This window comes from Cryobacterium melibiosiphilum (genome assembly GCF_003602235.1).
Taxonomy (GTDB): domain Bacteria; phylum Actinomycetota; class Actinomycetes; order Actinomycetales; family Microbacteriaceae; genus Cryobacterium; species Cryobacterium melibiosiphilum.
In genome coordinates this window covers 59940-80974 of sequence record NZ_QZVS01000091.1, presented here as the reverse complement: position 1 = coordinate 80974, position 21035 = coordinate 59940, and the positions used below count along the sequence as shown (strand labels likewise).

General features: G+C 67.9%; 23 protein-coding genes. 9 read left to right on the top strand and 14 right to left on the bottom strand.

Going from position 1 to position 21035, the window contains the following annotated elements:
• Window positions 1–6 precede the first annotated feature (6 nt).
• Genes D6T64_RS15740 through hrcA form a run of 3 tightly spaced genes read right to left on the bottom strand, consistent with a single transcriptional unit; the run spans window position 7 to window position 3039 of the window.
• Window positions 7–792, bottom strand: coding sequence for a 16S rRNA (uracil(1498)-N(3))-methyltransferase (locus tag D6T64_RS15740; protein WP_119975632.1), 786 nt, complete (start codon window positions 790–792; stop codon window positions 7–9).
• Between the two features lie 24 nt (window positions 793–816).
• Window positions 817–1926, bottom strand: a complete 1110-nt coding sequence (gene dnaJ / locus D6T64_RS15735) for a molecular chaperone DnaJ (protein WP_119975631.1) — start codon at window positions 1924–1926, stop codon at window positions 817–819.
• Between the two features lie 42 nt (window positions 1927–1968).
• Window positions 1969–3039, bottom strand: coding sequence for a heat-inducible transcriptional repressor HrcA (gene hrcA / locus D6T64_RS15730; RefSeq protein WP_119975691.1), 1071 nt, complete (start codon window positions 3037–3039; stop codon window positions 1969–1971).
• A 209-nt stretch (window positions 3040–3248) separates the two neighbouring features.
• Between hrcA and D6T64_RS15725 the strand changes: the two genes are divergently transcribed.
• Window positions 3249–3710 carry a DUF4870 domain-containing protein gene (locus tag D6T64_RS15725; protein WP_119975630.1) on the top strand — a complete coding sequence of 154 codons (462 nt, stop codon included), beginning with the start codon at window positions 3249–3251 and terminating at the stop codon, window positions 3708–3710.
• Window positions 3711–3772: 62 nt separating this feature from the next.
• On the top strand, window positions 3773–4183 hold the full coding sequence (locus tag D6T64_RS15720) for a DUF4870 domain-containing protein (RefSeq protein ID WP_325049805.1): 411 nt from the start codon (window positions 3773–3775) through the stop codon (window positions 4181–4183).
• 60 nt (window positions 4184–4243) lie between these two features.
• Here the strand turns inward: D6T64_RS15720 and hemW are convergent, their stop codons facing one another.
• The 5 genes from hemW to D6T64_RS15695 form a co-directional block, all read right to left on the bottom strand.
• Window positions 4244–5470: a radical SAM family heme chaperone HemW gene (gene hemW, locus D6T64_RS15715; protein ID WP_119975628.1), complete on the bottom strand. Its 1227-nt coding sequence runs from the start codon at window positions 5468–5470 to the stop codon at window positions 4244–4246.
• Between the two features lie 4 nt (window positions 5471–5474).
• Window positions 5475–6122, bottom strand: a complete 648-nt coding sequence (locus tag D6T64_RS15710; RefSeq protein ID WP_119975627.1) for a DUF1990 family protein — start codon at window positions 6120–6122, stop codon at window positions 5475–5477.
• Window positions 6123–6126: 4 nt separating this feature from the next.
• Window positions 6127–7980, bottom strand: coding sequence for a translation elongation factor 4 (lepA, locus tag D6T64_RS15705; protein ID WP_119975626.1), 1854 nt, complete (start codon window positions 7978–7980; stop codon window positions 6127–6129).
• Window positions 7981–8090: 110 nt separating this feature from the next.
• A complete protein-coding gene (locus tag D6T64_RS15700; protein ID WP_119975625.1) occupies window positions 8091–9332 on the bottom strand; it encodes an amidohydrolase in 1242 nt (413 codons plus the stop codon).
• Between the two features lie 29 nt (window positions 9333–9361).
• Window positions 9362–9727, bottom strand: a complete 366-nt coding sequence (locus tag D6T64_RS15695; protein WP_119975624.1) for a hypothetical protein — start codon at window positions 9725–9727, stop codon at window positions 9362–9364.
• Between the two features lie 104 nt (window positions 9728–9831).
• Here D6T64_RS15695 and D6T64_RS15690 point away from each other — a divergent pair, with 104 nt between their 5' ends.
• Together D6T64_RS15690 and D6T64_RS15685 are read left to right on the top strand one after the other, a co-directional pair.
• Entirely contained in the window at window positions 9832–10410 is a 579-nt protein-coding gene (locus D6T64_RS15690; protein WP_147364589.1) for a DUF4097 family beta strand repeat-containing protein, read from the top strand.
• A 39-nt stretch (window positions 10411–10449) separates the two neighbouring features.
• Window positions 10450–11325, top strand: coding sequence for a hypothetical protein (locus tag D6T64_RS15685; RefSeq protein WP_119975622.1), 876 nt, complete (start codon window positions 10450–10452; stop codon window positions 11323–11325).
• 16 nt (window positions 11326–11341) lie between these two features.
• Here D6T64_RS15685 and D6T64_RS15680 read toward each other — a convergent pair whose 3' ends face one another.
• Window positions 11342–12295, bottom strand: a complete 954-nt coding sequence (locus D6T64_RS15680; protein WP_119975621.1) for a J domain-containing protein — start codon at window positions 12293–12295, stop codon at window positions 11342–11344.
• A gap of 207 nt (window positions 12296–12502) precedes the next feature.
• On the opposite strand from D6T64_RS15680, the gene D6T64_RS15675 reads away from it, so the two are divergent.
• Entirely contained in the window at window positions 12503–13156 is a 654-nt protein-coding gene (locus D6T64_RS15675) for a DUF1345 domain-containing protein (protein ID WP_233551242.1), read from the top strand.
• Between the two features lie 22 nt (window positions 13157–13178).
• On the opposite strand, the gene D6T64_RS22695 is transcribed toward D6T64_RS15675, so the two are convergent.
• Together D6T64_RS22695 and D6T64_RS15670 are read right to left on the bottom strand one after the other, a co-directional pair.
• Window positions 13179–13343: a hypothetical protein gene (locus D6T64_RS22695; protein ID WP_158594901.1), complete on the bottom strand. Its 165-nt coding sequence runs from the start codon at window positions 13341–13343 to the stop codon at window positions 13179–13181.
• 56 nt (window positions 13344–13399) lie between these two features.
• The gene (locus tag D6T64_RS15670; protein WP_119975619.1) at window positions 13400–14137 is read right to left on the bottom strand and encodes an SOS response-associated peptidase; all 738 of its coding nucleotides are present in this window, start codon (window positions 14135–14137) and stop codon (window positions 13400–13402) included.
• A 110-nt stretch (window positions 14138–14247) separates the two neighbouring features.
• Between D6T64_RS15670 and D6T64_RS15665 the strand changes: the two genes are divergently transcribed.
• Both D6T64_RS15665 and cspE read left to right on the top strand, forming a co-directional pair.
• Window positions 14248–15108, top strand: a complete 861-nt coding sequence (locus D6T64_RS15665) for a DUF3097 domain-containing protein (RefSeq protein WP_119975618.1) — start codon at window positions 14248–14250, stop codon at window positions 15106–15108.
• 265 nt (window positions 15109–15373) lie between these two features.
• Window positions 15374–15577 carry a transcription antiterminator/RNA stability regulator CspE gene (cspE, locus tag D6T64_RS15660; RefSeq protein WP_035840308.1) on the top strand — a complete coding sequence of 68 codons (204 nt, stop codon included), beginning with the start codon at window positions 15374–15376 and terminating at the stop codon, window positions 15575–15577.
• Between the two features lie 227 nt (window positions 15578–15804).
• Here cspE and D6T64_RS15655 read toward each other — a convergent pair whose 3' ends face one another.
• Both D6T64_RS15655 and D6T64_RS15650 read right to left on the bottom strand, forming a co-directional pair.
• Complete coding sequence (locus tag D6T64_RS15655; RefSeq protein WP_119975690.1) at window positions 15805–16398, bottom strand: TMEM175 family protein; 594 nt, start codon at window positions 16396–16398, stop codon at window positions 15805–15807.
• 51 nt (window positions 16399–16449) lie between these two features.
• Window positions 16450–16929, bottom strand: coding sequence for an Lrp/AsnC family transcriptional regulator (locus tag D6T64_RS15650; RefSeq protein ID WP_119975617.1), 480 nt, complete (start codon window positions 16927–16929; stop codon window positions 16450–16452).
• A gap of 106 nt (window positions 16930–17035) precedes the next feature.
• Between D6T64_RS15650 and D6T64_RS15645 the strand changes: the two genes are divergently transcribed.
• Window positions 17036–18304: a trans-sulfuration enzyme family protein gene (locus tag D6T64_RS15645; RefSeq protein ID WP_119975616.1), complete on the top strand. Its 1269-nt coding sequence runs from the start codon at window positions 17036–17038 to the stop codon at window positions 18302–18304.
• Between the two features lie 12 nt (window positions 18305–18316).
• On the opposite strand, the gene D6T64_RS15640 is transcribed toward D6T64_RS15645, so the two are convergent.
• Window positions 18317–20134 carry a DEAD/DEAH box helicase gene (locus tag D6T64_RS15640; protein WP_119975615.1) on the bottom strand — a complete coding sequence of 606 codons (1818 nt, stop codon included), beginning with the start codon at window positions 20132–20134 and terminating at the stop codon, window positions 18317–18319.
• A gap of 104 nt (window positions 20135–20238) precedes the next feature.
• On the opposite strand from D6T64_RS15640, the gene D6T64_RS15635 reads away from it, so the two are divergent.
• Window positions 20239–21027, top strand: a complete 789-nt coding sequence (locus tag D6T64_RS15635) for an SGNH/GDSL hydrolase family protein (RefSeq protein WP_119975614.1) — start codon at window positions 20239–20241, stop codon at window positions 21025–21027.
• The last annotated feature ends 8 nt before the right edge of the window (window positions 21028–21035 follow it).

The window sequence follows — 21035 nt, the reverse complement described above, 5'->3', positions numbered from 1 at the left end:
GTCGCGCTACCACCGGTGCAGCGCGGCATTGAGCACCGCGAGGGCTGCCGGACCGGCGGTCGAGGTGCGCAGCACGGTGTCCCCGAGCCGCACCGCTGTCGCGCCGGCGGCTTCGAGGGTGCTGATCTCCGCCGGTGACAGGCCCCCCTCGGGCCCGACGACAAGCACGATGTCGCGGCTGTCGACGGTGCCGTCAGCATTCTCGGCGGCAGCGGATGCCGCCACCTCGGTCAGCCGCAGGGTCGCGGTCGGCTCGAGCAGCAGCATCCGCGTCTGCCCGGCAAGCACGGCGAGCTGCTTCGTGCTGGTCAATTCGGCCACGGTCGGCAGCCAGGGGCGAATCGACTGCTTGCTCGCTTCGCGCACGATGGTGGTCCAGCGTTCGCGGCCCTTGGCAACCTTGGCACCTTCCCAGCGGGACACCGAGCGCCCGGCGAGCCACGGCACGATACCGTCGATGCCGAGCTCGGTCGCGGCCTGCACCGCCATTTCGTCGCGGTCGCCCTTGGCCAGGGCCTGCACCAGGCGGATGCGCGGACTCGCCGCCGGCGTCACGGTCGCCGTGTCGACGCGCAGCGTCAACACCGCACCCCCGGGGGCCTGTGCCCCCTGGGCGCTCTCGACGGTTCCGCTGAGGACCAGGCCGGAGCCGTTACCGAGCAGCAGCAGCTCCCCCGCGTGCACCCGGCTGACCGTGACGGCGTGCCGGGCGTCCGGTCCGCTGAGCGTCACCAGAGCGCCGGGCGGGCAGCCCTCCGGCGTGAGGCCGGCGTCGAGATAGAAGTGTGCCATTGAAGTCCCCGGTAGACGACGCGGCTAGCCGCGGAACCGGTCGCGGATCTTCGCGAACAGGCCCTGCTGAAACTGGCTGAGCGACGGCGCCGGAGCCGCATGCCGGGAAGCGAACTGTTCGATCAGGTCACGTTCCTTATGGTCGAGGCGGGTCGGGGTGACAACCTGCACGCCAACGCGCAGGTCGCCGCGGCCGGCACCGCGCAGCCGGGTCACGCCGCGTTCCTTGATGGTGAGCACCTCGGAGCTCTGCACGCCGGCCTTGATCTCGACCTCGATGTCGCCGTCGAGGGCGGCGACCGTGACGCTGGTGCCCAGAATGGCGGACGTCATCGGCACCTCGAGGGTGCAGAGCAGATCGTCGCCGTCGCGGCTGAACACGTCGTGGTGGCGCACCTTCATTTCGAGGTACAGGTCGCCGTTCGGGCCGCCGGCCGGGCCGACCTCGCCGCTGCCGGGCATCTGCAGGCGCAGGCCGGTGTCGACGCCGGCCGGGATGTCGACCGGAACGGTGCGGCGGGCGCGCACGCGGCCCTGGCCCTGGCAGGTCATGCAGGGCGTGGCGATGATGGTGCCGTAGCCGCGGCAGGAGCCGCAGGGGCTCGACGTCATGACGTTGCCGAGCAGCGAACGCACGGCGCGCTGGATGCTGCCGGTGCCGTGGCAGATGTCGCAGGTGATCGGCGAGGTTCCCGGGCGGCAGCAGGTGCCCGAGCAGGTCTCGCACATGATCGCGGTGTCGACCTCGAGGTCGCGGTGCGTGCCGAAGATGATCTCGTCGAGGTCGAGTTCGACGCGAATGAGGGCGTCCTGGCCGCGCTCCCGTCGCGACCGGGGTCCGCGGGTGCTGCCGCCGCCACCACCGAAGAAGGTCTCGAAAATGTCGCCGAAGTTGCCGAAGTTGCCGGCGCCGCCGCCGTCAAAACCAGCCTGCGGGCCCAGGTCGTACTTCTGGCGCTGCTTGGCGTCGCTGAGCACATCGTAGGCGTGCGTGACGAGCTTGAATTTCTCCGAGGCATCCGCCCCGGGGTTCACGTCGGGGTGCAGCTGACGCGCGAGGCGGCGGTACGCCTTCTTGATCTCGTCGGTGGTGGCTTCCCGGCTCACGCCGAGGACTTCGTAGTGGTCAGCCAAAGGTGGCTCTCCTTGAATAGATGGTGATGTCGTGTCGGTCGATTAGTTCTCGCCCAGAAGGCGGGAAAGATAGCGGGCCACGGCGCGAACCGCGGCCATGTTGTTGGAATAGTCCATGCGCGTGGGGCCGAGCACGCCGAGGCGGGCGAGGTTGCCGTGCGAGGTGTAGCCGCTGGAGAGAACGGATGTCTCGGCGAGGCCGAACGGGGCATTCTCGCGCCCGATGCTCACCGACACGCCGCGGCTGCCGGACACCCGCTGGTCGGTGGCCATTTCGCCGAACAGGCGCAGCAGCACCACCTGCTCCTCGATGGCTTCGAGCACCGGGTAGACGCTGCCCTGAAAGTCTTCCTCGGTGCGCACCAGGTTGGCGGCCCCGGCCATGACCAGTTTGTCCTGCCGGTTCGCGCCCACCTGCTCGCCGAGCGTCGCGGTGATCAGGTGCACGGCATCCGTCAGCTCGGGGCTGCCGATCCAGACGAAGGCGGCCAGGGCAGTGGCGGCTTCGCCCATGCTCAGGCCGACCGCGGCGGTGTTGAACCGGGCGCGCAGCTCGCCGAGCGTGATTTCGTCGATGCGACCGGGGAGGTCGACCACGCGCTGCTCGACACCGCCGGAATCGGTGATCAGCACCGAGAGGATGCGGGTCTGCACCGGCCCGGTGGATTCGGCGCTGCCGTCGCTGGTTCCGAGCAGCACGAACTCGATGTGGCGCACCTTCGCCCGCGACAGCGACGGGTACTGCACGAGGGCGACCTGGTGGGTCAGCTGGGAGAGCAGGCGCACGCTGCGGGCCAGCACGTCGTCGAGGTCGCCGGAGTGCCCGAGGAAGGTCTCGATGGCTTGGCGCTGGGCCGGCGTCAGCGGGCGCAGGTCGGCGAGGTGGTCGACGAAGACGCGGTAGCCCTTGTCGGTCGGGATACGACCTGAGGACGTGTGCGGGGCCGCGATGAGCTCTTCTTCTTCGAGCAGTGCCATGTCGTTGCGGATCGTCGCGGCGGAGACCCCGAAGGCGTGCCGATCGACGATGGACTTCGACCCGACGGGTTCGCGGGAGGCGACGTAGTCCTGCACGATGACACGGAGAACGTCGAGGCCACGATCGGATACCACGACAATCGCCTCCTCAGGCTGGCTACGGGTGATGCGGATGATGCGGGTGCGCAGGAGTTCGGGCGCGCTGGCACTCGCGATGAATGAGTGCCAATCATATCGCGGCTGGCTGGATGTACCCATTGCCGCCCGCCAACACGGCGCGTACCGTTAGGTCTGCAGGCCTCAGCCCGCTACACGCTTGTCCACCATTCGCTGGAAGGACCCTGATGAGCGACTCGAACGCCCAAAACCCGAACGCACAGAACCCGAACGCACAGAACCCGAATGACCCGAATCTGTCTGGTCGGCCGCCGCAGCCGCCGTACCAGCCGCAATATCCGTCCGCACCGGCCGCCGCCGGGCTGACCCCCGCGAAGGACATCGAGTGGGGGTCCTACGCCCACCTGGGCGGCCTGCTCGGTTTCGTGCCGGCCCTCATCATCTGGATCGTCTTCAAGGACCGCGGCCGGTTCACCGACGCCGAGGGCAAAGAGGCGCTGAACTTTCAGATCACGGTTCTGATCGGCTACGTCGCCGCGACCGTGCTCACCGTCGTCACATTCGGCCTGCTGAGTTGGCTGTTCACGGTCATCTGGATTCTCAGCGCCATCTTTTCGGTGATGGGCTTCCTGGCCGCGAAAGAGGGCCGCAACTATCGCTACCCGTTCGCGCTGCGCCTGATCAAATAGGCATCCGATAAGCGGATGCTCCGCGACGGCCGCCGCGCACGCGCGGCGGCTATTCTGGGTGCATGTCTACGACTCCCCCGCCCACTGGCCCGCCGACCCCGCCGATGCCCCCGCAGCCGCCGATGTACGGCGCAGCTCCGGTGACACCGATGAACCCGTCCGACGAAAAGATGTGGGCGACCCTCATCCACGTCGGCGGCGTCTTCGGGCTCTTCCTGCCATCCCTGATCGGCTACCTCGTCCTCAAGGACCGCGGCCCGTTCATCCGCTCGCACACGATGACGGCCCTGAACTTTCAGATCACCGTGCTGATCGCCACCGTCGTGGGCTCGGCCCTGACCGCCATCTTCATCGGGTTCATCGTGTTGTTCGCCGTCTGGATCCTCAACATCATCTTCAGCATCATTGCCGCCCTCGCCGCCAACCGCGGCCAGTTCTACAGCTACCCGCTCACCATCAAGTTCCTGAGCTAGTCCAGGCCCTGAGCTAGTCCAAGCCCGGCCACTCCGCACCCCGACAGGTGGGACCCGCCGCTAGTCCGGCAGGATGCGGCGCACGACCGCGTCGGCGAGCAGCCGGCCGCGCAGGGTCAGCTCCAGGTCGCCGTGGATGGCGGCCCGCGCGTTCACGAGTTCGTCGGCGATCAGGCCGGCGATCTCGTGCCGGCCGTGCTCCGTAAGCGACGCGATCGGGATGCCGGTGCGGATGCGGCTGAGCAGCAGCACCCGTTCCACCTCGCGGGTTTCGGCGTCGAGGGTTTCCCGGCCGACCGCCGGGGAATGCCCGGCGAGCACCCGTTCGGCGTAGGCCGCGGGGTGCTTGGCGTTCCACCAGCGCACACCGCCGACGTGGCTGTGCGCGCCCGGGCCCACTCCCCACCAGTCGTGACTGCGCCAGTAGGCGAGGTTGTGCCGGGACTCGTGGGAGACATCCGTCGCCCAGTTGCTGACCTCGTACCAGTGGAACCCGGCGGCGCCGAGTAGTTCGTCGGCGAGTTCGTAGAACTCGGCCTGGGTGTCGTCGTCGATCGCGGCCACGTCGCCGCGGCGAATCTGGCGGGCGAGTTTGGTGCCCTCTTCGACGATGAGCGAATAGGTGCTGATGTGGTCGGGGGCCTGATTGATGGCGTACTCGAGGCTGGTGCGCCAGTCGGCGACGGTCTCCCCCGGGGTGCCGTAGATCAGGTCGAGGCTGACGTCGAGGCCGGCATCGCGGGCCCACTGCACGACGAGCGGAACCCGCTCGGGATCGTGGGTGCGCTCGAGGGTCGCGAGCACGCGCGGCACGGCGGACTGCATGCCGAACGACACCCGGGTGAAGCCGGCGTCGGCAAGGCCCTGCAGGTAGGCGGCGTCGACGGAGTCCGGGTTCGCCTCGGTCGTGATCTCGGCGCCGGGCACGAAACCCCACTGGTCACGAACGGCGTGCAGCATGCGGGTGAGGTCCCCGACCGGCAGCAGGGTTGGTGTGCCGCCGCCGAAGAATACGGTCGAGACCGGGCGGGCGGGAACGCCGGACTCGATGAGCACGCGCCCGGCGGACTCGACCTCGAGCACGGCCTGGCTCGCGTAGTCGCTCTGCTTCACACCGCGCAGTTCGGTCGCGGTGTAGGTGTTGAAGTCGCAGTAGCCGCACCGCACCCGGCAGAAGGGCACGTGCAGGTAGACGCTGAACTCGCGGTCTCCGGCGTCGACGGCGGCGGATGCCGGCAACAGCCCGTCGAGCGGGGCGGGGTCGCCGAGGGGATGCGGACCGGCCACGGCTTTAGAGCGCCCCGACGGGGTGCAGGGCCTTGAGGTACCGCTTCGTGAAGCGGTTCTGCTGCAGGCGCAGGAACGGCCACACCAGCCGGTATTTCCAGGTGCTCGGGCGCGAGAAGGCACGGATCGACAGCCAGACCGAATCGTCGTCACGCTTGTCGACGATGAAGGATTCTTCGCCGCTCTCCGGATGCCCCGCCATGGTGCCGTAGGCGAAGCCCACGCGGGTGGGCTCATCGATCACATACACGACCCGTATGGGCGCCTTCACGGTGAGGGGCCCCACCGGGAAGCTGAGCTCGGCGGTCATGCCGTTGACGATGTAGGGGGTGCCGTCGTCGGCGAAGGTGTCCTCGGCGACGGTCTTGAGGGCATCCGTCTTCGGTGCCCCGTCGGCGCCGAACTCGACCCCGGTGTACTGCACACCGGTGCCGGTGCCGAGGTCGGTGACGGTCATGCCGCTCCCCCGCTGCACGCCCCACGTCATGAGCAGCTTGGTCGCGGCCTGAAAGCGTTCGTCGCCGCTGCCGAGGCGCACTTCGACCTCGATCGGACGGTAGCCCTTGGGCGGGTACGTCATCAGGTCGGGGGCGAGGGTGCCCCCGATCGCGCCGTAGGTCACGGCCGATTCGGTGAAGGTGGAGCGACGCATGAGGCTACTTCTTTTCTTTCTTCGGGGGTTCGTCGCCGGACAGCGCGGCGATGAAGGCCTCCTGGGGCACCTCGACGCGGCCGACCATTTTCATGCGCTTCTTGCCCTCTTTTTGCTTCTCGAGCAGTTTGCGCTTGCGGGAGATGTCGCCGCCGTAGCACTTGGCGAGCACGTCCTTGCGAATCGCGCTGATCGATTCGCGGGCGATGATGCGGGCGCCGATCGCGGCCTGGATCGGCACGTCGAACTGCTGGCGCGGGATCAGCTTGCGCAGCCGGCCGGTCATCAGCACGCCATACTCGTAGGCCTTGTCGCGGTGCACGATGGCGCTGAACGCGTCGACCTGTTCGCCCTGCAGCAGGATATCGACCTTCACGAGGTCGGCCTCGGCCGAACCGGTGGGTTCGTAGTCGAGCGAACCGTAGCCGGCGGTGCGGCTCTTGAGGTTGTCGAAGAAGTCGAAGACGATCTCGCCGAGCGGCATCGTGTAACGGATCTCGACGCGGTCCTCGCCGAGGTAGTCCATGCCCAGCAGGGTGCCGCGGCGGCTCTGGCAGAGTTCCATGATCACGCCGACATAGTCCTTCGGCGCGAGAATGGCTGCCTTGACGATCGGTTCCATCACCTGGGCGATCTTGCCGTTCGGAAACTCGCTCGGGTTGGTCACCGTGACGGTCTTCTTGTCGTCGGTGGTCACCTCGTAGGGCACGCTCGGGGCCGTCGTGATGAGGTCGATGCCGAATTCGCGGTCGATGCGCTCGGTGATGATCTCGAGGTGCAGCAGGCCGAGAAAACCGCAGCGAAAACCGAAACCGAGGGCGACGGATGTCTCGGGCTCGTACCCGAGGGAGGCATCCGACAGCTTGAGCTTGTCGAGTGCTTCGCGCAGGGCGGGGTAATCGCTGCCGTCGATCGGGTAGAGGCCGGAGAAGACCATCGGCTGCGGTTCCGTGTAGCCGGGGAGGGCATCCGTCGCCGGGCGCAGGGCCGTGGTCACGGTGTCGCCGACCTTGGACTGGCGCACGTCCTTCACGCCGGTGATCAGGTAGCCGACCTCGCCGACGCTGAGGCCCTTGCTGATGGTCGGTTCGGGCGAGATGACACCGATCTCGAGCACCTCGTGGGTGGCCCGGGTCGACATCATCTGGATCTTCTCGCGCGGGTGCAGCGTGCCGTCGATCATGCGCACGTAGGTGACGACGCCGCGATAGCTGTCGTAGACCGAGTCGAAGATCATGGCGCGGGTCGGCGCGTTCGGGTCGCCGACCGGGGCCGGGATGGTGCGGGTGGCGAGGTCGAGCAGCTCGGCCACGCCGGCGCCGGTCTTGCCGGACACCCGCAGCACGTCTTCGGGCTTGCCGCCGATCAGGTCGGCGAGCTCCCGCGCGTACTTGTCGGGTTCGGCGGCCGGCAGGTCGATCTTGTTGAGCACCGGAATGATCGTGAGGTCGTTCGCGAGGGCGAGGTAGAGGTTCGCGAGCGTCTGCGCTTCGATCCCCTGGGCCGCGTCGACGAGCAGGATGGCGCCCTCACAGGCAGCGAGGCTGCGGGAGACCTCGTAGGTGAAGTCGACGTGCCCGGGGGTGTCGATCATGTTCAGGGCGTAGGTGACGCCGTCCATCTCCCAGGGCATGCGCACGGCCTGGCTCTTGATCGTGATGCCGCGCTCGCGCTCGATGTCCATGCGGTCGAGGTACTGGGCGCGCATGGCCCGGTCGTCGACGACGCCGGTGATCTGCAGCATCCGGTCGGCGAGGGTCGACTTGCCGTGGTCAATGTGGGCAATGATGCAAAAGTTGCGGATGAACTCAGGGGCCGTGGCGGCCGGTTCAAGCGCCTTGAGGGCTCTGGGTGACATAGTTTGTCCATTCTTCCATGCTTCGTGCGCGTTGGCCGTCGCCCGGGTGTTCGCCGCACGCCGCGGGTATCTCGCTCACGAGTGGGCGCAGATGGTGCCAGTGGCCGGGGTCAGGCGCTGAGGCGGGTGGCGCGCTCGACGACCCGGCCGAAGCCGTCGGCGTAGCGGTACACCTCGACACCGTCGATGAGCACGAGCTCGGCGCGGGAGGCGAGGTCGAGGGGGTCGCCCGACCAGATCACGACGTCGGCGTCGAGGCCCACGGTGAGCGACCCGACCCGGGAGTCGAGCCCGAGAATGGCGGCCGGGTTCACGGTCAGGGCCTCGAGGGCGGTCTGTACCGGCAGGCCTTCCTTCACGGCGAAGGATGCCTGGTGCACGAGAAAGTTCACCGGCACGACGGGGTGATCGGTCGTGATGGCGACCCGCACGCCCGCGGCGGCCAGCACGGCGAGGTTGCCGATGGCGCGGTCGCGCAGTTCCACCTTGGTGCGGGCGGTGAGCATCGGCCCGAAGATGACCGGGATGTTCTTCTCGGCGAGCACGTCGGCGATCTTGTGGCCCTCGGTGCCGTGGTTGATCACGAGGCGATAGCCGAACTCTTCGGCGAGGCGGATGGCGGTGGCGATGTCGTCGTGACGGTGCACGTGCTGGTCCCACGCCAGTTCGCCGGACAGCACCCGGCCGAGTGCTTCCTTGCCGAGGTCCCGCGTGAAGGGCTCACCCTTCACCTCGGCGGCGTCGCGGGCCCGCACGTAGTTCTGGGCCTCGACGAAGGCCTGACGGATGATCAGGCTCACCCCGAGACGCGTGCTCGGCGTCTGCTTCTTGTCGCCGTAGACCCGCTTCGGGTTCTCGCCGAGGGCGCTCTTGATACTGACGGACTCACTGATGACCTGCTCGTCGATGGTGCGGCCGCCCCAGCTCTTGATCGCGACGGACTGGCCACCGATCGGGTTGCCCGACCCCGGCTTGACCACGACGGTGGTGACGCCACCGGACAGGGCGTCACGAAAGCCCTCATCGTCGATGTTGACGGCGTCGATCGCGCGTACCGCGGCCATGTTCGGGCCGGTCATTTCGTTGGTGTCGTTGCCGGCCCATCCGTTGGCCTCTTCATGGATGCCCACGTGCCCGTGCGCTTCGATGAAGCCCGGCAGCACCCACTTGCCGGCCGCATCGATGACGTGCGCGCCGGCCGGAACGGCGAGATCGGCGCCGATGGCGCCGATGCGACCGTCTTCAATGAGCACGGTGCCGTTCGGGATCGTAGCGCCGAGAACGGGCACGACGCGGGCGTTGATGATGGCGGTCAGTGCGGGTTTCAGGGCGGATGTCGGTGCGAGTGTCATGCTCCAACCCTAGGCAGGCTAGCGGCGCGTTATTGCGGCGGGGCGTCGACGATGCCGATGAAGTGGGTGCCGACACCGTCATACTCGGTGCGGCCGAGACCCGACTCCGCCTCGGGCAGTTCGTCGGCGCCGTGGTGCGAACAGCTCACATAGGTGAACTCCGGCCACCACTTCTTGGGGCGTGCCGCCTCGGTATCGCCGCAGATGGAGCACTCGAGCTGAATCCAGACCGGCTTCTTGCCGGTGCGGTTCGCGCGGGACTGCAGCAGCCAGGCCGGCGGATCGCTCTCGAGCTTGGCGAACTGGGCCTCCCCCATGCGCGACGGAATGTCGTGGCGCTTGGCCATCTCGAGGGGTATGTCCAGGCGCAGGGCCACTTCGTGTCGCGTTATCATCTCCCTCAGGATAATTCATCGCGGGCGAGGATAGGCGTTCGCTCTGGTCCGCGTGCACGCGGCCGGGGTACAGTGTTTCCAGGCGGGGCGCCTGGAAAGCATCTATGAACCAACCTCGCTCTCGCGCCCACAAGGCCATATTGATCGTCACCCTGAGCATTCTGCTGCCGATCATCCTGGGCAGCATCATCTTCGTGGCGGCGTCCTTTCGCGGCACCTCCCTCGACGCCTCTGAGCGCCTCCTGCCCGGCCTGGGCGTCGTCGTCGACGCGCGCAACGTGGCCGTGACCCTCGGCCCGAGCACCGACGGGCAGGTGCACGTCTCCGCCCACGGGTCCTACTTCGGCCAGCGCCCGGTCGTCACCGCCGAAACCGTGGCGGGCACGACGACCGTCTCGGTGGACCGGTGCGTGAACCAGTGGTTCAACCGGTGCGACCTGACCCTGACGGTCACCGTTCCGGAGGACATCACGCTGGCCGCCGCCACCGACAACGGCCCGATCCGGGCCAGTGGCCTGACCGGTCGGCTGACCCTGTCGACCACGAACGGCGCGATCGACGCCCGCGGCACCCGAGGGCCCGTGGAACTGCGCAGCACGACCGGTGAGGTCACGCTGCACGGCAATCGCTCGACCGTGGTCGACGCGTCATCCGGCGGCCAGCTGCTCGTCACGGACGACTGAACGGCTCCGGGAACAATCCCTGTCATGGAACAATGAGGGATGCCTGACACTCACTCCCCGCTGGGACTGCTCCTTGATGTGGACGGGCCCATTGCGAGCCCCGTCACCCGCACGATCGCCACGCCGAGCATCATCACGGACCTGCTGCTGCTCGCCGCCGCCAACGTTCCGATCGCCTTCATCACCGGGCGCAGCGCGGCGTTCATTCGCGAGCAGGTCGTCGCCCCACTCGTCGTCGCCGGGCTGCCGGAGAAGTTCCGCATCTACGGGGTGTGCGAGAAGGGCGCCGTCTGGTTCCCGATCACCGCGGCGGGCATGGGCGAGGTCGAGGTGGACGCATCCGTCTCGCTGCCACCGGCCGTGGTCACCGCCGTGCGCCAGCTGGTCGCCGACCGCTTCGCCGACACGATGTTCTTCGACGAGACCAAGCAGGCGATGATCTCGGTCGAGCAGCGCACCGACGTGGACACCGCGACCTACCTCGACGCCCAGCGTTCCTTCGACGAGAAGGCCTTCGAGATTCTGGCCGCACACGGGGTGGGCGTGCGCCTGAAGGATCGTGAGCGACCGGATGCCGCGGGGCTGGTTCCCTTTCGCATCGACCCGACGATCATCTCCACCGACATCGAATCGGTCACCCTCGACAAGAACCACGCCGCCGAGCGCGCCCTGGCCTTCTTCGCCGAAACGGGCCGGTTGCCCTCGCTTTGGCGCTCGGTGGGCGATTCCCGCAGCGACTACCGCATGGCCGACCACCTGCACGAGGCCGGCTACGACGTGAGCCACGTCGACGTGCGCCCCGACGATGGCATTCTCGATAAGCCCTACCCGGTGATCGTCATGGGTGAGCAGATCCACGACGAGGCCGGGGCGAGCTTTCTCGACTACTGGGTCGACCGGCTGGGCCTGCGCTGACCCGGCGGGTCAGGAGCTAGCCCTCGACGAAGCGGATACCCTCCTGCAGGCGGCTGCGCAGGTCGAAGACCTTGTCGAAGCTGCCCCGGTCCATGCCGGGCAGGCCATTACGCAGCAGCCCGATCAGGCGGGAGCGCGGCACGGCGAGCGTCGTCGGGCGCCGGCCCCGCGCCGGCACGACGAGCGGTTCCGGCAGGGCGTCATCGGGCAGCACCACGATCAGCGCGGTGAACCGCACCTTGAGGGTGCGGGTCAGGGACTTCGCGCTGGCCTGCAGGTTGTCCATCGGGGTCGTCTCGCCGAGGGACTCCCCCACCAGTTCGCCGCGTCTCAGCTCGACGGCGCCGCCCCAGTCTTCGGAGAGGATGCCGAACAGGCCCGCCGGACCGAGCACCACGTGGTCGAGCTTGTCGCTGCCGCGGCCGGGGTCCACGTCGTGCCAGGCGGTGAAACCGATGCCGAGCCCGGAAACCAGCTGCGCGGTGGCCTCTTCGGCGAGGGCCTTGGCCAGGTAGTGCCGAATCTCGCGTGGTGCCCGGCGCACCAGGTCGGGAGCGTAGGGGTCGTCGACGGTCGTGCCGCGGCCGGCCCATTCGCGCAGCAACGACAGGTAGCGCTGGCGGGCCTGTCCACCCGGGTGGCCGTGCATCCGGGCTTTCATGCTCGACGCGTTACTCGCACTGCTCGGGCTGCGGGCAGCGGATGCCCCGGCCGACGCCGAATAGGAGTGTCCGCTGGCTGAGGCATCCGTTCCGTCGAAGCGGCCGCGGTCGTAGGCCGCACGATCCTTCGGGTTGCCGATGCGTTCCCAGGCCACCTGCACGGCATGGAACTGCGCAGCACTGCCGCCGACGTCGGGGTGCGTGCGGCGCAGCATCTGGCGGTACGCCCGTCGTAGCTCGTCTTCACTGGCGGACGGGCTCACTCCGAGCACTTCGTAGGGGGTGGACGCGGCGGGACTGTCGTGCATCCTCGGTGGAACCTTTCGGCAAGCAGATGGGGGCAGAGGTCGGGACTGCGGTGGTAAGGGGCACTGCGGTGTTCTCGAGCATTCAACATACCGTCACAGTCTGATATGCCGCCGACCGTGGGCCGGGTGGCGGCTGCACGGCGGCTCCGAGCGTTTCACACGGCCTCGAGCGGGGACACCGGCCCGGAACTGTGTCACGATCAGCCTGTGAAGACTTCCGCGCAGCTGCCTCGGGTGCACCGCTCCAGCATCCGTCTGATCGTGATGCTCGTGGTCGGCCTGCTGGCAGCGACGGTCTCGGGGCTGATCGGCGGGTGGAACTACCCGATCATCGTCGGCTGGGCGGCCGCCTGCCTGACCTATGTCGTGTGGGTGTGGCTGGTCGTCGGGCACCTCGATGCCGCCGCAACCGCAACCCATGCGACCCGTGAAGACCCGGCCCGGAGGGTGACCGAGGTGCTGATCCTGCTGGCGAGCATTGCCAGCCTCGGCACGATCGTGTTTCTGCTCACGGCCGACACCGTCACGGCAGGCTCCGAGCGAGCCCTGGTCGCCGGGCTCGCGGTTCTGAGCGTGGCGCTGTCGTGGACGCTGATCCACACCCTCTTCACCCTGCGCTATGCCTCGCTGTACTACAGCGCCCCGATCGGCGGGGTCGACTTCAATCAGGAGGATCGCCCCCGGTACACCGATTTCGCGTACCTGTCGTTCACCCTCGGGATGACCTATCAGGTCTCAGACACCAACCTGACGAACCACGCGATGCGCATGACGGCGCTGCGGCACGCGCTGCTGTCGTTTCCGTTCGGATCGGGGATCCTGGCGACCGTGGTGAACCTCGTCGCCGGGCTGTCGTTCTAGACGACCGGTCGGGCTCGACGACCTACTTGCGCAGGATGTGAACCGGGATGGCGAGGGCCAGGCCGACGCAGACGATTCCGGAGAAGAAAATGGGCAGGTGCAGGCTGGTGACCTCGAAGGCCAGGCCGAAGAGCCACATGCCGAGAACGAAGACGACCATGGCGAAGAAAAAGCTGACGACATGCATGGGAGGTCCTTTCGAGGCTGTGCCGCAGCGAACCGCACAGCACTGCTCCGAGCGTACTAGTTCTGGTAGTCGCCCGTCGCCGCTGCCTCGGCCCCGTGACCGACGGGCTCGATGAGCTCGGGACCGTTACCCACGACCGGTGCGACCTCGTAGAACTGAAGCTCGGCGGCAACCTCACGGCTCGCCTCTACGGCGGCCGTCACGAGGTCGTGATCGCCCACGGTGTGCGGGTCGAGCCACTGGTCCCACCATTCTTCGGGCAGGGTGACCGGGATCCGTTCGTGGATCTGCTGGAGCGGGCCCTGGGCATCCGTCGTCAGGATCGTCGCGGAGAGCAGCCAGCGGGCCGGATCGTCGGCGGCCAGGGCCGGGTTCTTCCACCAGGCGTAGAGACCGGCGAAGGCGAGCGGCATTCCGTCATCGGAGTGCACGAAGTAGGGCGTCTTGACGGTGCCCACGGTGTGCCACTCGTAGTACCCCGTCGCCGGGATCAGGGCGCGGCGCGAGGCGACGGATGTCTTGAACGTCGGCTTCTCGGCGGCGGTCTCGGACCGGGCGTTGAAGGTGGGGTACGGCGACTTGACCTCGGTCGCGAAGCCCGGCACGAGCGACCAGCGGGCCGACTCGAGACGCCGCACCACCGCACCCGTCTTGGCGGACTCGAGCACGATCGGAATCTGCTCGGTGGGTTTGATGTTGAACGACGGCTCGGGGAGGTTCTCCCCCTCGTGCTCGACGTCGAACATGGCCGCAAGGTCCGGCGACGTATCGGTAATGATGTAACGACCACACATGTTTCAAGGGTAACCCGACGGCCGGCGGGGCACGGGGAACCTTGATACCCCTGGTGTCGCCCCTTGTGTCGCCCGTGAGCTTGTGTTGGTGGTGAACTAACGTCGAAGACATGACTGACAGCCACGGACCCGACCGCTATAGCCAGGATGTGCTCGCAACGGGATGGCGCGACGTGGGCCGCACGGTCGTTCCGACCCGGGAGGCGGTGCGCGACCTCGTCGTGGAGGAGGCCGCTACCGGGTTCTGCGGCGCGATCATCCGCCTCGAGAAGAACATCGTGACGCTCGAGGACTTTCACGGCAAGCTACGCCTGTTCCCCCTCGGCAGCGGGTTTCTGATCGACGGCGATCCGGTCGTGCTGGTGCGGCCGACCGCCGCGCCGAAATCCCGCGCCCGCACTGCTTCGGGATCGATGGCGGTAGCGGATGCGCCCGCCCGCGTCGCGCGGGCCAGCCGCATCTTCGTGGAGGGTCGCCATGACGCCGAACTCGTGGAGAAGGTATGGGGCGCCGACCTGCGCATCGAGGGCGTCGTCGTGGAGTACATCGAGGGCGTCGACAACCTGGCGGAGTTGCTCGTTCAGTTCGCTCCCGAGCCCGGCCGCCGGGTGGGCGTGCTCGTCGACCACCTGGTGCGGGGGTCCAAGGAGAGCCGCATCGCCGATGCCGTGGCGCGCGGACCGTGCGGGCAGAGCGTGCTGGTGGTGGGGCATCCGTTCGTGGACGTCTGGCAGTCGGTGAAGCCGGCCCGGATCGGGCTGCGGGAGTGGCCGGAAATCCCGCGCTCGGTGGAGTGGAAGCACGGAATCTGTGACGCCCTCGGCTGGCCGCACGAGGAGCAGGCCGATATCGCCCGGGCCTGGCAGCGCATCCTTGGCCAGGTGCGATCGTACGCCGACCTCGAACCGGCGCTGCTCGGCCGAGTGGAGCAGCTCATTGATTTCGTGACCGTGGATTCGGGGCGTCCCTGAGGTAACGATTTGCCCTCACGACCCCCGTACAGAGCGCAAACACGCCGATGATCGACCGATTTGGCGCAGAATCACGAAGAATCCAGTGTTGTGGGATAGGGTTAATCCAGAAGTTGTAGTGCTTGCACGTCTTAAACGCATTGAGTGTGGTTCCCAAAGAATCACAGTTGATGCGCCACATTCCTTTCGGAAGCGGACGACGAATACCGCGACGAACGGTCCCGACAGTCGGGGCCGGTCTAACACTCCTGGAGGAGTTTTACAAATGGCAACAGGTACCGTGAAATGGTTCAACGCTGAAAAGGGCTTCGGCTTCATCGCGCCCGACGACGGAAGCGCCGATGTTTTCGCGCACTACTCCGCGATCGCGTCGAACGGCTACAAGTCGCTCGATGAGAACCAGAAGGTCGAGTTCGAGGTAACCCAGGGCCCCAAGGGTCCCCAGGCCGAGAACATCCGCGCCCTCTAAATAAGAGCTGCAGGAACGCCCCCACTTCGGTGGGGGCGTTCTTTCGTTAACCTGCATGGTGGGCCGAACCGCTGGGTGGGTAGAACTGCTGGGTGGGTAGAACTGCTGGGTGGGTCGCTCGCGTGCGCCGAGACCTTCTCGCGGGGCCCGGCCGGCGCAGCTACCGCGCAGCGGCGTAACGACCGCGCAGCGGCGGAACGACCGCGCAGCGGCGCAGCATCCGCGCTTCATTTGGTGTCGTGGTCGAGGCGGGCGACGTAGCGTTCCACCCGGCGGTCAGGCACCAGCCAGATCAGCGCCACGACCGCGTACACCGCGACGCCGAGCAACGGGTTGAACACCGCCAGCACAATGCCGACGACATAGATTATCGGTGACCCCCGACCCTTCCAATCCCGGCCGAGGGCTTGCGCGAGCGCCCCATCGGCGCCCTGATGCCGCACGAGTGCCCGCATCAGAATGTAGAACGCGATCGCCGCGAGCAGCAGGTTGAGCCCGTAGACCATCACCGGCACCTGCGCGAAACCGGATTCATCCGACCAGCGGGTCGTGAACGGAAACAGCGACAGCCAGAACAAGAGGTGCAGGTTGGCCCAGAGGATGCCGCCGGTCACCGTGTCGGCGAGCTGCACGACGTGATGGTGGTTGCTCCAATATATGCCGACGTAGAGGAAGCTCAGCAGGTAGCTGAGGATGGTCGGCACGACGGCGAGCAGTCCGGTCCAGGTGGGTTCCTCGGGCACGTGCAGCTCGAGCACCATGATGGTGATGATGATCGCGAGCACGCCGTCGCTGAACGCCTCGAGCCGGTTCTTGTTCATCCGATCCCCGTTCACGGGCATCGTAGAACCGGGCCGACCCCGAAACTAGGCCTATTTCACGAGGTCTTGCCAGCCGTCGCCGTCGACGTACTCGAAGATCAGGTTGGTCTCGGTGTGGGCGACCGCGGGGTGCTCCGCGAGGTGCTCGAGCACGAAGTCGCGCAGGTGGGAGGCATCCGCTGCCGCCACGTGCAGCAGGTAATCGTCGGCGCCGGCGGTGTGGAACAGGCCGATGACTCCGGGCCAGTGTGGGGCGGCGTTGCGGAAGTCGTCGATCTGCACGCGGGCGTGCTTGGCGAGGCGTACCGAGATGAGCGCCTGCAGCGACGCGCCGAGTGCGGCGAGGTCGATGTTGGCGCGGTAGCCGCGAATGTGGCCGGTCTGCTGGAGGCGGCGCAGGCGCAGCGACACGGTTGATTCCGCGACGCCGATCTCCGAGGCCAGTGCGGCACCCGAGGCACGCGCATTCACCGACAACGCGCGCAGCAACGCCCGGTCGACCCGGTCAAGTTCTGGTTTCTTCGAATCCATGAGCAGGCTCCCTCGTTCATCAGTAGCTTATGCGATGCGTGATCAATTCACAGCAGGGTCTGCAGGACCAGTTGTGTTTCGACACAGAATCTGTTTCCCTATCGGTATGTTGCCACCGTCGTCACCTCAGCCGTCGTCACATCAGCCGTCGTCACATCAGCCGTCCACCCACCTCGACACGCTCGCCGTGCACGCCGGAATGGCGGGAGTCACCGCATCCGGCTCGCACGTTCCCGTCATCGACCTCTCCAGCACCAATCCGCTGGCGAGTGTTCAGTCCGGCGGTGACAGCTACGAGAACCTCGCCACCGGCGGAACGCCGGGTCCGGGAGACTCCGCGGTCTACCAACGGCTGTGGCAGCCCGGCGTCGCCCGGTTCGAGACGGCCCTATCGGCGCTCGAGGGCAGCGAGGGCACCGTCGCTTTCGCCACCGGCATGGCCGCCCTGACCGCGGTGCTGATCGCCACGGTCACCGCGGGGCGCCCGCACATCGTGGCCCTGCGCCCGATCTACGGCGGCACCGACCACGTGCTCGCGACCGGCCTGCTCGGCACGACCGTCACCTGGACGGATGCCGCAGGTGTCGCCGCCGCGATCCGCCCCGACACCGGACTGGTGATTCTCGAGACGCCCGCGAACCCCACGCTCGAGCTCACCGACATCGGCGCCGTGGTGCGCGCCGCCGGCCCGGTGCCCGTGCTCGTCGACAACACCTTCGCCACGCCGGTGCTGCAGCGCCCGCTCGAATCGGGAGCCAGCCTCGTGCTGCACAGCGCCACCAAATACCTCGGCGGGCACGGCGACGCGATGGGCGGCACGGTCTCGGGCTCCGACGAGTGGATGGTGCGGCTGCGGCAGGTGCGGGCCCTCACCGGTGGGCTGCTACATCCGCTGAACGCGTACCTGCTGCACCGCGGCCTGCGCACGCTGCCGCTACGGGTGCGGGCGCAGCAGGCATCCGCCGCCGACATCGCCGAGCGTCTGGTGGGACACCCGGCCCTCGTGCGAGTGCTCTACCCGGGACTTCCCGGCCAAGACCCGCAGGGCCTGATCGGGCGGCAAATCGCTGGCGGCGGGGCACTGCTCGCGCTCGACGTGGTCGGCGGATTCGACGGCGCGGTGCGCTTCACCGAAGGCTGCCGGCTGATCGAGCACGCGGTCTCGCTCGGCGGAGTCGATTCTCTCGTGCAGCATCCGGCGTCGCTCACCCACCGGCCGGTCGAAGCCGGCAAGCGCCCCGGTGCCGGCATCGTGCGGCTGTCGATCGGGCTCGAGCACGTCGACGACCTGATGTTCGACATTCTGGGCGCCCTCGACCGGGTGCTCGAGTCGCAACCGGCGGCGACCGCGGAGTTCGCGACCGCGGGCTCCTAGCTGCGGCCCAGACTAGCTGCGGCCCAGCCGGCTGCGCAGCAGGTTGATACGCATCTGCAGTTGCGTGACGCTCGCCTGGGCGACCGCCGGGCCGCCACACAGCCGGCGCAGTTCGGCGTGGATCATGCCGTGCGGTTCGTTGGCGAGTTTCGACCACATGCCGACGAGGCTCGACAGCAGCGTGCGCTGCTCCTTGAGTGTGCGGTAGAGCGGAGCCGGCTCGATCGGGGCGATCTCACCGCTGACCGGGTCTTTGCGTTTCTCGGTCGACCGTTTGGCCTGCTTGGACTGGTGGTGCCGCAGCAGCTCGGAGACCTGCTCCGGTTCCAGCAGCCCGGGGATGCCGATGAAGTCGAACTCTTCGTCGGTGCCGGGTTCGGCGAGTTCACCGAACTCGTCACCGTCGAACATGACCATGTCGAAGGTCGCCTGCGAGTCTAGGGCCTGCCAGGTGCTGTCGTCGAGGCCGAGTTCATCCGACGCCTTCTCCTGCTTGTTGGCCGCGGCGACCATGGCGTCTTCGGGGTTGTACATGCCGTCGTCGCCGTCTTCACGGTTGCTGCGGTCGAGGGCGTGGTCGCGCTCCAGCTCGAGGGCGTTGGCCAGGCTGAGCAGGGTCGGCACGTTCGGCAGAAAGATCGAGGCCGTCTCGCCCCGCCGCCGGGCCCGCACGAACCGGCCGATGGCCTGCGCGAAGTAGAGCGGCGTGGCGGCACTCGTGGCGTAGACGCCGACCGCGAGGCGCGGCACGTCGACGCCCTCGGACACCATCCGCACGGCGACCATCCAGCGCCGGGTGTTCTTGGAGAACTCGTCGATGCGGTCGCTGGCCTCCTTCTCGTCGCTGAGCACGACGGTCACCGATTCGCCGCAGATCTCCTCGAGGATGGCCGCGTAGGCGCGCGCGGAGGACTGGTCGGTCGCGATGACGAGACCGCCGGCATCCGGGATGCCCTGCCGCACGGCGGTCAGGCGCAGGTTGGCGGCGCGCAGCACCGCCGGAATCCACTCGCCGGTCGGTTCGAGAGCGGTGCGCCAGGCCTGGCTGGTGATGTCCTTGGTGTTGCCCTCGCCGAGCTTGGCCTCCATCTCGTCGCCGGCCCGGGTGCGCCACTTCATGTGCCCGGCGTAGACCATGAACATGACGGGCCGCACGACGCCATCGGCGAGGGCGCGGCCGTAGCCGTAGGCGTAGTCGCTCTGCGACATGCGGATGCCCTGCTTGTCGGGCAGGTAGCTCACGAACGGGATCGGCGAGGTGTCGGAGCGGAACGGCGTGCCGGTCAGCGACAGCCGGCGGGTGGCGTGGCCGAAGGCCTCACGGATGGCGTCACCCCAGCTGAGCGCATCGCCGCCGTGGTGGATCTCGTCGAGGATCACCAGGGTGCGGCTCGACTCGGTGAGCTGCTTGTGCAGCGCGGCCCGGGCGGCGACCTGCGCGTAGGTCACGACGACCCCGTGGTAGTGGCTGCCGTAGGTGCGGTCGGCGTTCTTGAACATCGGATCGAGACGGATGCCCGCGCGCGCCGCGGCATCCGCCCACTGGTTCTTGAGGTGCTCGGTCGGCGCGACGACGGTGATGCGATCGATCGTGCGACGCGAACGCAGTTCGGCGGCGAGCCGCAGCGCGAAGGTGGTCTTGCCGGCGCCGGGGGTAGCGGCGGCGAGGAAATCGCGGGGTTCGTGCACGAAATAGGCGTCGAGGGCTTCGGCCTGCCAGGCCCGCAGCTTGCTGGCGGTTCCCCAGGCGGCCCGTTCGGGGAAGGAAGGCGACAGGTGTTCGGCTGCACTCGTTCCCTGTGCCGGGCCGAAAACTGATGGAGTATTCACTTCCCCCAAATCTACCAACTTGCGCCTCGTCCCGCACGCCGGGCACGACCCCCAGACACGACCCTTGCACTCGAACCCCGCACTCGAACCCTCAGAATGGAAGCATGACGAAGCAGCAACATCCCTGGTCGCGTTATGTGGCCCTCGGCGATTCCTTCACGGAGGGAATCGGTGACCCGGAGCCGACCAGCCCCGGTGGACACCGAGGCTGGTCCGACCGGGTCGCCGAGGTTCTCAGCCAGGGCAGCGACGACTTCGCCTACGCCAACCTCGCCGTGCGCGGCAAACTGATCCGCCAAATCAGCACCGAACAGATCAACCCGGCGCTCGCGCTGCACCCCGACCTGATCACCATTTCCGCCGGCGGCAACGACGTCATCCGTCCCGGCAGCGACCCGGATGCCATCGCTGCCCGCTGCGAAGACGCGGTGCGGCGCCTGAGCGTCGACGGCGCGACGATCGTGCTGTTCACCGGCGCCGATGTGGGGTTCTCCCCCGTGTTCCGCGGCATTCGCGGCAAGGTCGCGATCTATAACGAGCACCTGCGCGCCATCGCCACCCGCTACGACTGCATCGTGGCCGACCTGTGGTCGCTGGCGGAGATCCAGGACGCCCGCATGTGGGCGCCCGATCGGCTGCACCTCAACGCGCTCGGCCACCACACCGTCGCTCGGCTGGTGCTCGGGGCGTTGAACGTGCCGAACACGCTCGCGCCGAGCGAACCCGAGCCGATGCCGGGCACGACCTGGCGGCAGGCCCGCACCGAGGACCTCGCGTGGGCGCGCGCCTACCTGGTGCCGTGGGTGTTGCGCCGGGTGCGGCACCAGTCCTCGGGCGATCACGTGCTGCCCAAGCGGCCGCTCGCCGGGCCGTTCCGCCAGCCCGAGGCCTAGGCCCGGGC

Coding starts and splice junctions, on each gene's coding strand:
- D6T64_RS15650 (WP_119975617.1), bottom strand. CDS start 16,929: ATGGATTCGAAGAAACCAGAACTTGACCGGGTCGACCGGGCGTTGCTG.
- D6T64_RS15700 (WP_119975625.1), bottom strand. CDS start 9,332: ATGACACTCGCACCGACATCCGCCCTGAAACCCGCACTGACCGCCATC.
- cspE (WP_035840308.1), top strand. CDS start 15,374: ATGGCAACAGGTACCGTGAAATGGTTCAACGCTGAAAAGGGCTTCGGC.
- D6T64_RS15725 (WP_119975630.1), top strand. CDS start 3,249: ATGAGCGACTCGAACGCCCAAAACCCGAACGCACAGAACCCGAACGCA.
- D6T64_RS15690 (WP_147364589.1), top strand. CDS start 9,832: ATGAACCAACCTCGCTCTCGCGCCCACAAGGCCATATTGATCGTCACC.
- D6T64_RS15655 (WP_119975690.1), bottom strand. CDS start 16,398: ATGAACAAGAACCGGCTCGAGGCGTTCAGCGACGGCGTGCTCGCGATC.
- lepA (WP_119975626.1), bottom strand. CDS start 7,980: ATGTCACCCAGAGCCCTCAAGGCGCTTGAACCGGCCGCCACGGCCCCT.
- D6T64_RS15720 (WP_325049805.1), top strand. CDS start 3,773: ATGTCTACGACTCCCCCGCCCACTGGCCCGCCGACCCCGCCGATGCCC.
- D6T64_RS22695 (WP_158594901.1), bottom strand. CDS start 13,343: ATGCATGTCGTCAGCTTTTTCTTCGCCATGGTCGTCTTCGTTCTCGGC.
- D6T64_RS15635 (WP_119975614.1), top strand. CDS start 20,239: ATGACGAAGCAGCAACATCCCTGGTCGCGTTATGTGGCCCTCGGCGAT.
- D6T64_RS15670 (WP_119975619.1), bottom strand. CDS start 14,137: ATGTGTGGTCGTTACATCATTACCGATACGTCGCCGGACCTTGCGGCC.
- D6T64_RS15680 (WP_119975621.1), bottom strand. CDS start 12,295: ATGCACGACAGTCCCGCCGCGTCCACCCCCTACGAAGTGCTCGGAGTG.
- D6T64_RS15665 (WP_119975618.1), top strand. CDS start 14,248: ATGACTGACAGCCACGGACCCGACCGCTATAGCCAGGATGTGCTCGCA.
- D6T64_RS15695 (WP_119975624.1), bottom strand. CDS start 9,727: ATGATAACGCGACACGAAGTGGCCCTGCGCCTGGACATACCCCTCGAG.
- D6T64_RS15685 (WP_119975622.1), top strand. CDS start 10,450: ATGCCTGACACTCACTCCCCGCTGGGACTGCTCCTTGATGTGGACGGG.
- D6T64_RS15710 (WP_119975627.1), bottom strand. CDS start 6,122: ATGCGTCGCTCCACCTTCACCGAATCGGCCGTGACCTACGGCGCGATC.
- D6T64_RS15645 (WP_119975616.1), top strand. CDS start 17,036: ATGTTGCCACCGTCGTCACCTCAGCCGTCGTCACATCAGCCGTCGTCA.
- D6T64_RS15740 (WP_119975632.1), bottom strand. CDS start 792: ATGGCACACTTCTATCTCGACGCCGGCCTCACGCCGGAGGGCTGCCCG.